This is a genomic window from Janthinobacterium sp. TND4EL3, from assembly GCF_900156175.1.
Lineage (GTDB): Bacteria > Pseudomonadota > Gammaproteobacteria > Burkholderiales > Burkholderiaceae_D > Janthinobacterium.
The window spans coordinates 16,013-30,937 of the sequence record NZ_FTMV01000016.1 but is presented as its reverse complement, the minus strand read 5'-3'; the positions used below and the strand labels follow the sequence as shown (position 1 = coordinate 30,937).

Here is a 14,925-nt window from a genome sequence, read left to right as displayed (position 1 = left end):
AAAAATGACGAGTTTTCGATGCGATCATTGTTCACGCGTCACCAGCACGCGGGCTTGCTCCACGCTGACGCAAGCCTGTGGCGCAAACCCCTCTGGCACGGTCTGCGCATCGTGCACCGTACCTGCACCGAGCGACACCAGGGCAAGCATGCCCACGGCGCGCAACCAAGGCGTCATCAGCTTGTCTCCTTGTGCATGGTCTGGCAAGGGTATCTTAAGCGAGGAAGCAAAAAAAAAGCCCGCTGCGGGAGCGGGCTGAATCTAATTCCTGTGAGGAAGTAGAGGAGACAGGTGAATGATGCCGCATCGCAGCATAGCTATCCAATTGTATGTTGTGATGACAGAAATACGATTGTTCTATATCTCAGCCATAGCGGCCTCTCCTGCCCCTGCGATCCCTATGCCACGTTGTCGGCACGCAAGGTTTTCGCGGCCGCCACCATGTTGGCCAGCGCGGGAATCACTTCTTTCCAGCCGCGCGTTTTCAGGCCGCAATCGGGATTGACCCACAGGCGCTGCGCGGGAATGCGCGCGGCCGCCTTGCGCATCAATATCACCATCTGTTCCTGGCTCGGAATATTGGGCGAGTGGATGTCGTAGACGCCGGGGCCAATTGCGTTCGGATAATTAAAATCATCGAAGGCGTCGAGCAATTCCATGTCGGAGCGCGACGTTTCAATCGTGATCACGTCCGCGTCCATGCCGGCGATCTGCGCGATGATGTCGTTGAATTCCGAATAGCACATGTGCGTGTGGATCTGCGTTTCGTCAGCCACGCCATTGGCCGTGATGCGGAACGCTTCCACGGCCCAGCGCAGGTACTCGTCCCATTGCGACTTGCGCAGTGGCAAGCCTTCGCGCAAGGCTGCCTCGTCGATCTGGATCACGCGGATACCGGCCCGCTCCAGATCCTGCACCTCGGCGCGCATGGCCAGCGCCAGCTGGTAGCACGACACGCTGCGGGGCTGGTCGTCGCGCACGAAAGACCAGTTCAGGATGGTGACGGGGCCCGTCAGCATGCCTTTCATCGGCTTGTCCGTCAGCGACTGGGCGTAGGTGCTCCACTCGACCGTCATGGCGCGCGGGCGGCTGATGTCGCCGAACAGCAAGGGCGGCTTGACGCAGCGCGAACCATACGACTGCACCCAGCCGAACTGGCTGAAGGCGTAGCCGTCCAGCTGTTCGCCGAAGTATTCCACCATGTCGTTGCGTTCCGCCTCACCGTGCACGAAGACGTCCAGGCCCAGGGTTTCCTGTTCCTGCACGCAATGGGCGATTTCCGCCCGCATCAGCTTTTTGTAGCTGGCCTCGTCCAGCCGGCCGCGGCGGAACTGGCTGCGCGCCTGGCGGATGTGCGCCGTCTGCGGGAAGGAGCCGATGGTCGTCGTCGGGTACAGCGGCAGTTGCAGCAGCGCAGCTTGCCTGGCGGCACGCTCGGCATAGCCGCTCACGCGCTGGCCCAACGTCGCATCGATGCGCGCCACGGCCGCTTTCACATGCGGATTGTGCACGCGCGGTGAGTCGCGGCGCGCCTGCACGGCCGCATGATTGGCATCGAGCGCTGCCTGCACCGAGGCGCGGCCGTGATTCAGGGCGCCGGCGATGGTGCGCACTTCATCGAGCTTCTGGCGGGCAAAGGCCAGCCAGGAACGGATATCGGCGTCGAGCTGTTGCTCGCTGGCCAGGTCGACGGGCACGTGCAGCAGCGAGCACGACGGGGCGATCCACAGCCGGCCTTGCAGGCTGGCGTGCACCGGTTCCAGCCACGCCAGCACGTCGTTCAAATCCGTCTTCCAGATATTGCGGCCATTCACGACGCCCAGCGACAGCACGCTGGACGCTGGCAATTGCGCGATCACTTGCTCCACCTCATCGCGGGCATTGATCGCGTCCAGGTGCAGGCCTTGCACGGGCAGCTGGCACGCCAGCGGCAAATTGTCTTGCAGCTTGCCGAAATACGTGGCCAGCAGCAATTTGACGTGCTTGACCTTGCTCAAGGCGTCGTAGGCCGTCACCAGCGCCTGCCGCCAGGCGCCGTCGAGTTCCGTGACGAGGACCGGTTCATCGATCTGCACCCATTCCACGCCTTGCGCGGCCAGTTCCTGCAGCAATTGCACGTAGACGGGCAGCAAGCCATGCAGCAGCGCCAGCTTGTCGGAATCATCCTTGGCCTTGCCCAGCCACAAATAGGTGACGGGGCCGATCAGCACGGGCTTGGCTTTCACGTTCAGCTGGCGCGCCTGCGCCAGTTGCCGCAGCAGGCGGCTGCTGTCGAGCTTGAATTGCGTCTCGGCCGAAAATTCCGGCACGATGTAGTGGTAATTCGTGTCGAACCATTTCGTCATCTCGCCGGCGTGGACGCAGCTGCAATCGCTGTCGCTGGCCGAGCGGCCACGGGCCACGCGGAAATAGTTGTCGAGCGCGTCGCCTTCCAGGCCGCGCACGCGCTGCGGCAGGTTGCCCAGCGTAAAACTCAGGTCCAGCACCTGGTCATAGAAGGAAAAGTCGCCCACGGGCACGAAGTCCAGCGCGTGCTGGTCTTGCCAATGGCGCTGGCGCAACTCGGCGCCCTGGCCTTCCAGCGCGTCCAGGCTGCTTTGCCCCTTCCAGTAGTCTTCCAGGGCGAATTTCAGTTCGCGTTGGGCGCCGATGCGCGGGTAGCCGAGATTGTGTGTCGTGACGGTCATGGTAGTGCCTCCTGGTGAAGTGTGGAGACATCATAGGGGCTTTCATCCATGAAAAATAATGGTAAAACTTCATGCATCCATTATTAAAATTCATGCGACTGCCAGAATCCATCCGGCCGTCTTGCGCGGCATCGAAAAAGTGTCAACGTATTCCAGGACGGCTCACGGGCAAAAAAAAGCCCGCTACGGGAGCGGGCTGAATCTATTTTCTTTGAGGAAGATAGAGGAGACAGATGCATGATGCAGCATTGCTGCATATCAATCCAATTACATGTTGTGATAGTGGAGATATGAATTATCCATATCTCAAACGGACAACGAAAAATGCAGCGCCGTCGACAGCGAAATAGAGGGCAGCGTAGTGATGATGGTTCAATCCTGGGGCGGCGAACAAAACGCAAAGCGTTGCCGATGCATGCGCAGATAATACTTCTGTTCTTCCTTCAAAGCGATGCGCAGCGGGGCAGGCAAACCGATGCGTTCACGATGCCGCCCCAGCAGCGAGGGGGAGCACAGCATGGCGCCATCGTCTGCAAAGCTGATCAGGCCTCGATCAAACAAGGCATCCAGGGTAGCGATCAGCGGCAAGCCGTTATGGGGATCAAGCCTCTGCTGATCAGTAGCCCCTTGCCAGGACAAGGCATGCGATGCACGCAGAACCGGCTCAAGATCGCAACCCGTGACAGCACATTTCCTATCCCACAATGCGAGCAATTCGTCCCGATATCTGCCTTGGCCGAGCCGGGCCTGGCACAGTATTTCTATCTCCGTTGATCGCCCCTTCCCCCGCGAAAGCAAATCATGGATATCATTTTGCTCCACCCTGCTGGCGATCAATGCGAGGATGGCTTCCTTCCCCTTGTTCAGCGCGCCAAACGCCTGTCGAGGATTGGTGCCGTGAAAAACGACGACTTCGGCCGCGGAAACAGGCGTACTGCGCAGATCCGCATACCAGCGTACCATGCGGTGATACTCTTCTGGTTCATTCGGACTGACCACTCCCCCGCCGCGATACACAATGACTGGCGCGTCATCGAGCACCGTCCCAGCAGCAACAATACCGATCTTGTTTACCCATAGCAGCAGGGTGTCACCGCGCTTGGGCCGCTTGATCTTTTCCAGGAACTCGGGGCCGCCACTGGTCACTGCAACGCCCCTGACTAACCATTCGTTATGAAAACTGAACTCATTATTTGACGTTGCATCGCTATTGATGAAAAACGTGTCCGCCTCAGTAACCTCTTGCTGTCCTTTGCTGAGATTTTCATGTGCCATGCCCGGCTTTCATAGAAGGATAAGCGCGCATTGAAACATGCATTGCCATTCAACGTCCACCAAATACTCTTCAGACAACAAACATGAATTTCCAGGCAAAAAAAAGCCCGCTGCGTAGCGGGCTGAATCTATTTCCTTGGAGGAAGATAGAGGAGACAAATGCATGATGCCGCGTTGCAGCATATAAAACCACTTTATATTCGTGATGTCAGAAATACGCCGCAGTGATATTACGGGCAACAGACAATTCCATGCGGTAACTTTTTATGCTGCCGCCTCCGCTTTTCCTTCACCGGAACGCAACATGTTCTTGATGCCGCGCAAGGCTTGCCGCACGCGGGCCTCGTTTTCGATCAGGGCAAAGCGCACGTATTCATCGCCGTATTCGCCAAAGCCGATGCCGGGCGAAACGCATACCCTGGCCTTTTCCAGCAGCAGCTTGGAAAATTCCAGCGACCCCAGGTGGCGATAGGCCTCGGGGATATGCGCCCAGATGTACATCGACGCCTTTGGTTTTTCCACCATCCAGCCCGCTTCATGCAATCCTTTGACGAGCACGTCGCGGCGGCGCTGGTACTGGGCGCAGATGTCCGTCACGCAGCTCTGGTCGCCTTCCAGCGCGGCAATGGCCGCCACCTGCACGGGCGTGAAACTGCCATAGTCGTGATAGCTCTTGATGCGCGCCAGGGCCGCCACCAGTTCCGCATTGCCCACCATGAAGCCGATGCGCCAGCCCGCCATGTTGTAGCTTTTCGACATGGTGAAGAACTCGACGGCCACGTCGCGGGCACCGGGTACCTGCATGATGGACGGCGCCTTCCAGCCATCGAAGGTGATGTCGGCGTAGGCCAGGTCATGCACCACCAAAATATTGTGCTGCTTCGCCAGCGCGACGACGCGCTCGAAGAACTCCAGTTCCACGCATTGCGCCGTGGGGTTGGACGGGAAGCCGAGCACCATCATCTTCGGCTTCGGGTAGCTTTCGCGGATCGCCCGTTCCAGCTCGGCAAAGAAATCGACGCCCGGGCCCATGCGCACGGAGCGGATGTCGGCGCCCGCGATGACGGCGCCCCAGATGTGGATCGGGTAGCTGGGATTGGGCACCAGCACCGTGTCGCCACGGTCGAGCGTTGCCAGCATCAGGTGGGCCAGGCCCTCTTTCGAGCCGATGGTGACGATGGCTTCGCTGTCCGGGTCGATGTCGACCTCGTAGCGCTTCTTGTACCAGTGCGCAATGGCGCGGCGCAGCCGGGGAATGCCTTTCGAGGCGGAATAGCCGTGCGTGTCGGGACGTTTCACCGTCTCGACCAGCTTGTCCACGATGTGGGCGGGCGTGGCGCCATCGGGGTTGCCCATCGACATGTCGATGATGTCCTCGCCACGGCGGCGCGCCGCCATCTTGAGTTCGGCCGTGATATTGAAAACGTAGGGGGGAAGACGATTGATGCGCGAAAAGCTGCGCGGAGCTTGGCTGTCGGTCATGGTTATCTCTGTACGTAAGCGCCCGGATCCGTCCGAGCGACGTTGGCGCAGTGGCTGTGCCTGCAACGATACTAACCCGGTTTATCCAGCACTGGCAAGTGTGTAGTCTAGCCGCTACAATACAGGCTGATCGAAAATGAGCGCACCGGTTGGTAACCCGGTAAGTGCCCGGCACAGTCCGGCATGCTCCCGCCCGCGCGGACCCACGGCGCTGACCCTTGGCTGTTACACCAGCCGGTGAGGTGTACTGGTTCGTGCATTTTCCCGCCGCGCCATCCCTCCCCTGCTTTGATTAGGAATGAGAAGGATGGCAACACACGACACCGCAGCAACTGGCATGACCCTGGACCGCGCCGGCATCGAGCAGCAGCTGGCCCTGCCGGTGCACCACTTCATCGATTGCGCCTTCGACGGCGAAGACCTGTCGCGCCTCGACTTGCAGGGCTGCACCTTTGAACGCTGCACCTTTGCCGACACCAACTTGTTTGCCAGCAAGCTTGCGCGCAGCACCTGGCGCCGCTGCCGCGCCGGCAGCGCCGATTTCGAATCCGTCGACGCCGTCGACGCCACCTTCGAAGGGTGCGACCTGAACAACACGAAATGGCGGCGCGCCAAGCTGGCCTCGGCCACCTACCGGGGCTGCAAGCTGACGGGCGCCGCGTTCGAGGAAGCGGCCCACCTGGGCTTGACCTTCGAAGACAGCCTGCTGGTGGGCGCCGACCTGCGCGGCTTCTCGTTCCGCAAGGCAATACTCAAACAGCTGGACTTTTCCGACGCCTACTTGGCCGGCTGCGACTTCCGCGACGCCGTCTTCGAAGGAGGCAGCCTGCGCAACGCCACCATCAAGCTGGCGAAGTTCCAGGGCGCGGACTTGCGCGGCGCCGACATCGACGGTTTCAAACTGAGCGAAGCGTCCCTGCTGAAAGGCGCCGTCATCACGCATGCGCAGGCGGCCAACTTCATGCGCGCGCTCGATCTCGTGGTGATTTAATGTAAAAGGCAAAAAAAAACCCGCTATGGAAGCGGGATGAATCTATTTCCTTGGAGGAGATAGAGGAGACAAGTGCATGATGCGGCAGCGCGGCATATCACGCCACTTTATCTTCATGATGATAGAAATATCCATCAGTGATAATGAGCTGCCATCAGGGTTTCACGCCGTGCGGCGCGTTGCCGAGGGTAAAAATTCTCCCAGCCACACCAGCAGGGCCAAGCCCGGAAACGCCATGCCGGCCAGCAAGGTCGCAGGCCAGCCGTAGCTGGCGTACACCCAGGCGCCGATGGCCGAGCCGGCCGCGCCGCCAGCAAAGAACAGGGCGAAGTACAAGCCGTTCAGGCGGCCCCGCACTTCCGCGCCCAGGCTGAAGATGGCGCGCTGGCCCAGCACCAGGTTCGCCGCCACGCCCATGTCAAGCACGATGGACGCCACGACCAGCAAGCCCAGCGCCACGTGTTTCGCTTCCGGCGCCAACATCGGCAAGGCAAACGCGGCGATGCCCAGCGCCAGCGCGGCGGCCGTGGCCGGCAAGGTGTGGCCCGCGTCCGCCAGGCGGCCCGCGATGGGCGAGGCGACGGCACCGGCCATGCCCACCAGGGCAAAGATGGCGATGCCCGTTTGCGACAGGCCGAACGCGGGGCTGGCCAGCACCAGCGGCGTGACGGTCCAGAACAGGCTGAAGGCGCCAAACAGGCCCGCGTGATAGGCGGCGCGGCGGCGCAGCACGGGCGTGCCCAGCAGCAAATGCCACAAGGACGCCATCAGGGCCGGATAGCGCATGCCCGACACGGGCTGGCGCACGGGCAAGGCGCGGCGCAGCACCAGCGCCAGCAGCACCATCAGCACGGCGGCGCCGCCAAACACCACGTGCCAGCTCGCATGGGCCGCCACCAGCGAGGCCGCGGGCCGGGCCAGCATGATGCCCATCAACAAGCCGCTGACCACCTTGCCCACCGTCTGCCCGCGCGTCGCTTCCTGCGACAGGTGGGCGGCAAACGGCACGATCACCTGCGCCGCCACGGAACCGAGGCCGATGGCCAGGGCGGCCGCAAGAAAGACGACGGCGCCCGTGGAGAGGGCCGCCGCCACGAGGGCCGTGGCCGTCACCAGCAAGGCCGTGACGATCAGGCGGCGGTTTTCCAGCAAGTCGCCCAGCGGCACGACAAACAGCAGGCCCAGGGTGTAGCCCACTTGCGTCAGGGTGACGATCAGCCCGGCCGCCTTGGCCGACAGGCCCGTCGAGGCGCTGATGGGCCCGACGAGGGTTTGCGCGTAATACAGGTTGGCGACGATGAGGCCGGAGGCGATGGCCAGCAGCAGCACCATGGCGGGCGCGATGTCGCGGGGAGTAGCAGATGAGGCCTTGTTCATGTTGTTTCCTCGGTTCGGTAGGGATGCTGCCATTCTAGGCAAACCTGCGGCAAAGATAATTAGGGCATAATCCGCTTATACTTTTCACATAAGATGAACAATCGCCATGGACAAGATCAAGGCCATGCAGACCTTCGTGCGCATCGTCGAAGCCAACAGCTTTTCCAAGGCGGCCGAGACCTTGAACTTGCCGCGCGCCGCGCTGACGGCCACCCTGCAAAAGCTGGAAGCCTACCTGGGCACGCAATTGCTGCAGCGAACCACGCGCCGTTTGTCGCTGACGCCGGAAGGGGCCGAGTACTTTCACCACTGCGTGGCGATCCTGAAGGCCGTCGATACGGCGGAGCTGGCGTTTCGCGGCCCTGACGCGAAAAAACCGCGCGGTTTGTTGCGCATCAACCTGCCGAGTACGGTGGGGCGCACCCTGGTGGTGCCCCATCTTGCGCAATTTCACGCCGCCTGCCCCGAGGTGCATTTGCAGCTGAGCCTGACGGACCGCCTGATCGACCTGACGCAGGAAGGCATCGATTGCGCCTTGCGCGTGGGTGACTTGCAGGATTCCGCCTTCATCGGCAAGCAGATCGGCCAGATGCGCTTCGTCACCTGCGCCTCGCCCGCCTACCTGGCGCGGCATGGCACGCCGCACACCCTGGCCGAGCTGGCCGCGCACCGGGGCATCATGCATTACTCGGGCCGCACGGGACGCGCTTTCGACTGGGATTTCCTGCAAGACAAGGAGGTGGTGCGCGTGCAGATGGCCGGCCCCATCGCCGTCAACGATGCGGACGCGAGCGTCGATTGCGCGCTGCAGGGGCTGGGCCTGGCGCAGGCGGCCGTGTACCAGGTGCGCCGCCACCTCGACAGCGGCGCGCTCGTGGCCGTGCTGCCCGCCCACCCGCCCACGCCCATGCCCATATCCCTGCTGACGCCCCAAGGCCGCCTGGCTGCGCCCAAGGTGCAGGCGTTTGCCGGCTGGCTCACCGGCTTGCTGGCGGAAAATGCGGATGTGCAAATGCCTGCGCGCGAAATCTGAGGCAAAAAAAAGCCCGCTACAAGGAGCGGGCTGAATCTATTTTCTTGGAGGAGAATAGAGGAGACAGATGCATTATGCTGCGTCGCGGCATATCAATCCAATTGATTGTTGGAATGATAGAAATACGCAAAACAGATAACTGATCGAGGCGAAAAAAAAGGCTCTGTCTCCGTTAAGTAGGGGATTTCCAGGAATCTTGCTCTGCCCCGGCTGTCTGACTGTCTATCTCAGACAAACAGGAGCCTTCCATGCAGCACGCCAAATGGATCCGTTTTATCGCGCAGTTTTCCCAGCTGAGCCGCCGCCAGCGGCAGGCAGGCATCGCCCGGCTGCGTGGCAACACGCCACAGGACGCCACCGTCGCATTGCTTGAAAGCGTTGCACAGCCGCATTTGGCTTGTCCCGCCTGCCACAGCAGCCATGCTCACCGGCACGGTCGTGCGCACGGACTGCAGCGCTACCGCTGCGTGCCGTGCGGGCGCACCTTCAATGCGCTCACCGGCACGCCGCTGGCGCGCTTGCGCCATAAATCGCTGTGGCTAGCCTACGCCGATTGCCTGCTGGCATCGGCTTCCGTGCGCCAGGCAGCGCGACAGCTGAACGTGCACCGCAACACCGCCTTCCGCTGGCGCCACCGGTTTTTGACGCTCGCCAGGACGGACCGGCCCCATTGCCTGCACGGCATCGCCGAGGCCGACGAGCTGTATCTGCTGGAATCGGAAAAGGGATCCAGGCATCTGGCGCGTCCGGCACGCCGCCGGGGCGGCCATGCCCGCCAGCGCGGCATTTCCAGTGAACAGGTCTGCATCGTGGTGGCGCGCGACCGCACGGGACAAACCCTCGATTTCGTCACGGGAAAAGGGGCGCTGACCAAGGTGCAGCTGCATGCCTGCCTGCCACCCGTGATCGACAAGGACGTCTTGCTGCTCACCGACGGCCACGCTGCCTATCGCGCCTTCGCCCGTGAAGCGGGCATCAGCCACCAGGCCGTCAACTTGCACGCCGGCATCCGCGTGCAGGGCGCCGCCCACGTGCAGAACGTCAACGCGTATCACAGCCGCTTGCGCGGCTGGCTGCGCATCTTCCATGGCGTAGCCAGCCGTTATCTGCCGAATTACCTGGGGTGGCGCTGGATACTGGACGCCGGGCGCATCCGCTCGCCAGAAGCGTTATTGAAAGCAACGGTGGGAACATTCCCACACCTGACGGTGACATAGCCAAAAAAAACCGGTTCCGCCAGGAACCGGTTGTTTACTCCGTGACCAGCTTACTTCGCTGCCGCCACCGGGCTTGCCTTGCTATCGGCAGCGTAAGGCAAGACCTTGGCTGCCAGACGCGTATCGGACTTGATCAGCGCCACTTCGTCGGCCAGGATGCGCGCCGATTCGTTCAGCAGCACGTCCTTGGCGCTCTTGGCGGCCGTCTCGGCGTCCAGTTCGGCGCTCAGGGCCCGTTCATCGCCCTGCAAGCCGTCATCGGTGCGCAGGGCGCCCTTCACGGCAGCAATCTGCTTGGCCGTCTTGCTGGCCGCCTTCGCGCCCTTCAGCACATCTTTCGGGTCAGGAATCACCACCAGGTCGTCGGACGGGTTGGAAATCTGCGCGATCAGGCGCTTTTCACGCGCCTTGGCGCGCGCTTCCTGCGCGTCGCGCTCCTTGCGGCGCACGGCTTCATTGAGCGAAATCTGGTTTTCCTTGCGCTGCTTGACGACGAGGGCGATGTCATCGAGCAGGTACTGGAAATCCTTGTCCTTGGCCACGCGCGCCTCATGCTTCTTGTCCAGCATGGGCACGATATCCTTCAGGTCGCCCGTCGGCATGTAAGGCGCCGGCTTGATGGCCACCCATGGCAAGGCATTGTCATAGCTCGACTCGCCGAAATTTTCCGTGTCGGACATGGCTGGCAGCTTGATGTCGGGCGTGACGCCGCGCAATTGCGTGGTGCCGCCGTTGATGCGGAAAAATTGCGCAATCGTCATTTTCAGCTCGCCGTAGCGGGCTTTCTCGCTGCCGCCGAAACGGTCGAGATTGAACAAGGTCTGCACGGTGCCCTTGCCGAAGCTGCCTTCGCCGATGATGACGCCGCGGCCGTAGTCCTGGATGGCGGCGGCGAAAATTTCCGAGGCGGAAGCGGAACCGCGATTGATCAGCACGCCCATCGGGCCATCCCAGGCCAATCCGGCATTATTGTCGCTTTCGATGTCGACCTTGCCTTCGGCATTGCGCTGCATCACGACCGGGCCCTTGTCGATGAACAGACCCGTCAAGTCGACGGCTTCAATCAGGGAACCGCCGCCATTGTTGCGCAAGTCGATCAGGACATTGTCGACCTTGTCCTTCTTCAATTCACCCAGCAGGCGGGCGACGTCGCGCGTGGCGCTCTTGAAATCCTTGTCCCCACGCTGGCGCGCCGCGAAGTCCTGATAGAAGGTCGGCAAGGAAATCACGCCGATACGGCGCTTGACGCCGTTGTCGCGCACTTCGATGATGGATTTCTTCGCCGCCTGCTCTTCCATGCTGATTTTCTTGCGCACCAGCGGCAAGACCACGTGCTTGGCGTCGGGACCGGCATCGGCAGGCAGCACATCGAGGCGCACGACGGAATCCTTGGCGCCGCGAATCAATTGCACCACGTCATCAATGCGCCAGCCCAGCACTTCCGTGATGGGCCCCTTGTCGCCCTGCCCCACGCCGACGATGCGGTCGCCCACCTTCAGCTTGCCCGACAGGCCGGCCGGGCTGCCCGGCACGACTTCGCGCACCACCGTGTATTCGTCGCGCGTCTGCAGCACGGCGCCGATGCCTTCAAGCGACAGGCGCATGGCGATGTCAAAATTTTCCGAAGCGCGCGGCCCCAGGTAATTGGTATGCGGCTCGATCGACATCGCATACGCATTCATGAAGATCTGGAACACGTCTTCGCTGTTGAGCTTGCGCGAACGCGTGGTATAGCTCTCATAGCGCTTGTCCAGCGTCTCACGGATGGCCTTGTCTTCCTTGCCCGCCAGCTTCAGGCGCAGCCAGTCATTCTTGACGCGCTTGCGCCACAGGTCGCGCACTTCCTCGTCGTTTTTCGGCCAGGCGGCCTTCTCCCGGTCGAGCTGGTAGCTCTCGTCGGCCGTGAAATCGAATTTGGTCTTCAGCAATTCCCGCGCATACGCCATGCGCTCGTCGAAACGCTGCTGGTACAGATTGTAGATGGCGAACGGCGCCGTCAGGTCTTCGTTGATGATGGCGTCGTCGAGCTTGCTGCGCAGCGGCGCGAAGCGGTCGATGTCGGCTTGCACGAAAAACAGCTTTTCCGCGTCAAGGGACTTGAAATAGCGGTCGAAGATCTTTTCCGACATGGCGTCGTCGAGCGGCGTGGCCTTGTAATGGACGCGCGTCAGGACGCGCGACGCCCACAGGGCGGCCTGGGTCTGCTGGGCCAGCGGCTTCATGGGGGGCGGAGGCGCGGCGCTCTTGTCCGTCTGGGCTGCGCCAGCTTGGGCTGACAGGGCAAGCACCAGGGTGACCAGCATCATTTGCTTCTTCATCGGCTACTCCGAAAATTAGTTATATCAATTCCAGGCTGCGCAGAGATGCATGCGCCAGCCAGCAAGACAGTAAGGGGAATACACGACTGGTCTGCATATTATTCTACAGGATACGGCCTGGCAGTCTCCCATGGAATATCAGTTTCTTCCCAGAAGCTTAAACGCGGATTAAGGATGCTGTTTCATTCATTACAAAGTGAAACATTCGTGAGGAATTGTCCGCACCCAGGCAGCAGGCGGCAGAAACGCCAGGCAGCAATCCGAAAACACAGGGTGCAATTGAAAAAAGTCAATATGGCATGGTCATTATGCTTGATGTAGATAAAGTTTCTCGATCAATTTTTAATTCCCACGGGAAACACTTAGTAACAAAAGGCAAGCTTCATGGTATCATCGCCCCCTGACACAGCGGCTGTTGATACTGCCACAGCCCAGCCTTAACCCTTTTCCCGCCGCACCAGCTTCCGTAGATTGCCCTTCTCCCATTGCCTGCCTTGCCGGCGGCGATGTGCGTGGCGTGTGCGCGCTGCGCAGCCCATCCGTTACCAGACTCGACTTCGTCATGCAAAAATTCTCCCTTCACCCACGCCACTACAGCGTCGGCGGCAAGATCACCGTCTTCACCTTCGTCCTTGTCAGTCTGATCCTGGCCAGCCTGACGGCCTTGATCAGCATCAGCACCTCGCGCGTGCTGGAACAACGGGCCGAAGCGGCCGTCATCAGCGAACTCGACAGCGTCATGACCACCACCGAAGTGTTCCATACGGCCATGGTCAACGAAGCGGCCAGCTTCGCGCGCCTGTTCGCGGCCGAATTTGCCGCCCCGTTCACGGTCGATGCCAGCGCCATGGTGGCCGTGGCCGGCAAGGCCACGCCAGCCCTGGCCAACGGCGGCAAGGTGCTCAACCTCGACACGGCCGTGGTGGACCGCTACACGGCGCAGACGGGCGCAATCGCCACCATCTTTGCCGCCAATGGCGATGAATTCGTGCGCATCAGCACTTCGCTGAAAAAGCAGGATGGCGAACGGGCCATCGGCACCCAGCTCGACCACCAGCATCCCAGCTACGCGCCGCTGCGCGCAGGCCAGCGCTTCATCGGCATGGCGACCTTATTCGGCAAGCAATACATTACCCAGTACGACCCCGTGCGCGACGCGTCCGGCAAGGTGGTGGGCGTGCTGTTCATCGGCCTGGACATCAGCAAGAATCTGGCCATGCTGAAAGAGAAGATGCGCAAGGTCAAGATCGGCCAGACGGGCTACATCTATATTGTCGACACGGCGCCCGGCGCCAACTACGGCCACCTGGTGCTGCACCCGAACAGCGAGGGCAAGAGCGCGCTCGACTTCAAGGCCAGCGACGGCCGCCTGTTCATCCAGGACATGCTGGCGCAGAAAGACGGCGCCATGCGCTACACGTGGACGGCCCCCGGCGAAACGGCTGCCCTCGCGCGCGAAAAGCAGCTGTATTACCGTCAATTCAAGGATTGGCAATGGATCATCGCGGGCGGCACGTTCACGGACGAAATCACCTTGGAAGCGCGCCAGCTGCGCAACCAGCTGGCCATTTCCGGCTTCATCGCCCTGCTCGTCTTCGCCCTGCTGCTGTACTGGCTGGTGCGCACCCTCGTGTCGCGCCCGCTGGCGCAAGCCGAAGCGGCCGCCGCGCAAATGGCCGCCGGCGACCTGACGGTACACCTCGATACCCGCAGCCTGGACGAAATCGGCCGCCTGCTGCGCGCCATGAACGGCATCAGCGACAAGCTGTCGCAAGTGGTGGGCAAGGTGCGCGGCAGCGCCGGGCAGATCGCCACGGCCTCCGCTGAAATCGCCAGCGGCAACCTGGATTTGTCGAGCCGCACGGAGCAGCAAGCCAGTTCGCTGGAAGAAACGGCCGCCTCGATGGAAGAACTGAGTTCCACCGTGCGCCAGAACGTCGACCACGCGCAGCAGGCAAGCCGGCTGGCGCGCGATTCCTCGGCCCTGGCCGCCGAGGGCGGCGCGGCTGTGGCGCAGGTGGCCAGCACCATGGACGCCATCCGCAGCTCTTCAAACAAGATCGCCGACATCATCGGCGTCATCGACGGCATCGCCTTCCAGACGAATATCCTGGCCTTGAACGCGGCCGTGGAAGCGGCCCGGGCCGGCGAACAGGGACGCGGCTTCGCCGTCGTCGCCACCGAGGTGCGCACCCTGGCGCAGCGTTCGACGGCGGCCGCGAAAGACATCAAGGACCTGATCCAGGCGTCCGCCGGCACGGTGGACCTGGGCCACGCCCAGGTGAGCCAGGCCAGCGCCACCATGGACACGGTGGTGGCCAGCGTGCGCCAGGTGAGCGCCATCATGGCGGATATTGCGCAGGCCAGCGAAGAGCAGCGCAGCGGCATCGAGCAAGTCAACGAGGCCATCGCCCAGATGGACCAGGTGACCCAGCAGAATGCGGCCCTGGTGGAAGAAGCAGCCGCGGCCGCCGACGCCCTGCAGGAGCAGGCGCAGGATTTGACGCAGGTGGTGGGCGTGTTCAAGCTGTAAGGCCATGCCTGG

At 61.8% G+C, this 14,925-nt stretch carries 10 protein-coding genes; 4 read left to right on the top strand and 6 right to left on the bottom strand.

Annotated features, from left to right (window positions below):
- Window positions 1-24: 24 nt before the first annotated feature.
- The 4 genes from BXA07_RS30885 to alaC form a co-directional block, all read right to left on the bottom strand.
- Entirely contained in the window at window positions 25-177 is a 153-nt protein-coding gene (locus BXA07_RS30885; RefSeq protein ID WP_170909713.1) for a hypothetical protein, read from the bottom strand.
- Window positions 178-398: 221 nt separating this feature from the next.
- Complete coding sequence (gene metE / locus BXA07_RS22415; protein WP_076571019.1) at window positions 399-2,687, bottom strand: 5-methyltetrahydropteroyltriglutamate--homocysteine S-methyltransferase; 2,289 nt, start codon at window positions 2,685-2,687, stop codon at window positions 399-401.
- 372 nt (window positions 2,688-3,059) lie between these two features.
- Window positions 3,060-3,962 (bottom strand): HNH endonuclease, encoded by a 903-nt coding sequence (locus tag BXA07_RS22410; protein WP_076571017.1) that lies wholly within the window; start codon window positions 3,960-3,962, stop codon window positions 3,060-3,062.
- A 264-nt stretch (window positions 3,963-4,226) separates the two neighbouring features.
- A complete protein-coding gene (gene alaC, locus BXA07_RS22405; RefSeq protein WP_139335703.1) occupies window positions 4,227-5,444 on the bottom strand; it encodes an alanine transaminase in 1,218 nt (405 codons plus the stop codon).
- A 337-nt stretch (window positions 5,445-5,781) separates the two neighbouring features.
- Between alaC and BXA07_RS22400 the strand changes: the two genes are divergently transcribed.
- Window positions 5,782-6,435, top strand: coding sequence for a pentapeptide repeat-containing protein (locus BXA07_RS22400; RefSeq protein ID WP_083708459.1), 654 nt, complete (start codon window positions 5,782-5,784; stop codon window positions 6,433-6,435).
- 162 nt (window positions 6,436-6,597) lie between these two features.
- On the opposite strand, the gene BXA07_RS22395 is transcribed toward BXA07_RS22400, so the two are convergent.
- Window positions 6,598-7,812 (bottom strand): MFS transporter, encoded by a 1,215-nt coding sequence (locus BXA07_RS22395; RefSeq protein WP_076571013.1) that lies wholly within the window; start codon window positions 7,810-7,812, stop codon window positions 6,598-6,600.
- A 106-nt stretch (window positions 7,813-7,918) separates the two neighbouring features.
- Here BXA07_RS22395 and BXA07_RS22390 point away from each other — a divergent pair, with 106 nt between their 5' ends.
- Both BXA07_RS22390 and BXA07_RS22385 read left to right on the top strand, forming a co-directional pair.
- On the top strand, window positions 7,919-8,845 hold the full coding sequence (locus tag BXA07_RS22390; protein WP_076571012.1) for a LysR family transcriptional regulator: 927 nt from the start codon (window positions 7,919-7,921) through the stop codon (window positions 8,843-8,845).
- A 248-nt stretch (window positions 8,846-9,093) separates the two neighbouring features.
- Window positions 9,094-10,062 carry an IS1595 family transposase gene (locus BXA07_RS22385; RefSeq protein WP_076571010.1) on the top strand — a complete coding sequence of 323 codons (969 nt, stop codon included), beginning with the start codon at window positions 9,094-9,096 and terminating at the stop codon, window positions 10,060-10,062.
- Between the two features lie 50 nt (window positions 10,063-10,112).
- Here BXA07_RS22385 and BXA07_RS22380 read toward each other — a convergent pair whose 3' ends face one another.
- Window positions 10,113-12,380: a carboxy terminal-processing peptidase gene (locus BXA07_RS22380; protein ID WP_076571008.1), complete on the bottom strand. Its 2,268-nt coding sequence runs from the start codon at window positions 12,378-12,380 to the stop codon at window positions 10,113-10,115.
- Window positions 12,381-12,942: 562 nt separating this feature from the next.
- Here BXA07_RS22380 and BXA07_RS22375 point away from each other — a divergent pair.
- The gene (locus tag BXA07_RS22375; protein WP_076571006.1) at window positions 12,943-14,913 is read left to right on the top strand and encodes a methyl-accepting chemotaxis protein; all 1,971 of its coding nucleotides are present in this window, start codon (window positions 12,943-12,945) and stop codon (window positions 14,911-14,913) included.
- Window positions 14,914-14,925 lie beyond the last annotated feature (12 nt).

Excerpts from the sequence above, each read along its gene's own strand:
- BXA07_RS30885 (WP_170909713.1), bottom strand. The coding sequence starts at position 177 with ATGACGCCTTGGTTGCGCGCCGTGGGCATGCTTGCCCTGGTGTCGCTC.
- metE (WP_076571019.1), bottom strand. The coding sequence starts at position 2,687 with ATGACCGTCACGACACACAATCTCGGCTACCCGCGCATCGGCGCCCAA.
- BXA07_RS22410 (WP_076571017.1), bottom strand. The coding sequence starts at position 3,962 with ATGGCACATGAAAATCTCAGCAAAGGACAGCAAGAGGTTACTGAGGCG.
- alaC (WP_139335703.1), bottom strand. The coding sequence starts at position 5,444 with ATGACCGACAGCCAAGCTCCGCGCAGCTTTTCGCGCATCAATCGTCTT.
- BXA07_RS22400 (WP_083708459.1), top strand. The coding sequence starts at position 5,782 with ATGACCCTGGACCGCGCCGGCATCGAGCAGCAGCTGGCCCTGCCGGTG.
- BXA07_RS22395 (WP_076571013.1), bottom strand. The coding sequence starts at position 7,812 with ATGAACAAGGCCTCATCTGCTACTCCCCGCGACATCGCGCCCGCCATG.
- BXA07_RS22390 (WP_076571012.1), top strand. The coding sequence starts at position 7,919 with ATGGACAAGATCAAGGCCATGCAGACCTTCGTGCGCATCGTCGAAGCC.
- BXA07_RS22385 (WP_076571010.1), top strand. The coding sequence starts at position 9,094 with ATGCAGCACGCCAAATGGATCCGTTTTATCGCGCAGTTTTCCCAGCTG.
- BXA07_RS22380 (WP_076571008.1), bottom strand. The coding sequence starts at position 12,380 with ATGAAGAAGCAAATGATGCTGGTCACCCTGGTGCTTGCCCTGTCAGCC.
- BXA07_RS22375 (WP_076571006.1), top strand. The coding sequence starts at position 12,943 with ATGCAAAAATTCTCCCTTCACCCACGCCACTACAGCGTCGGCGGCAAG.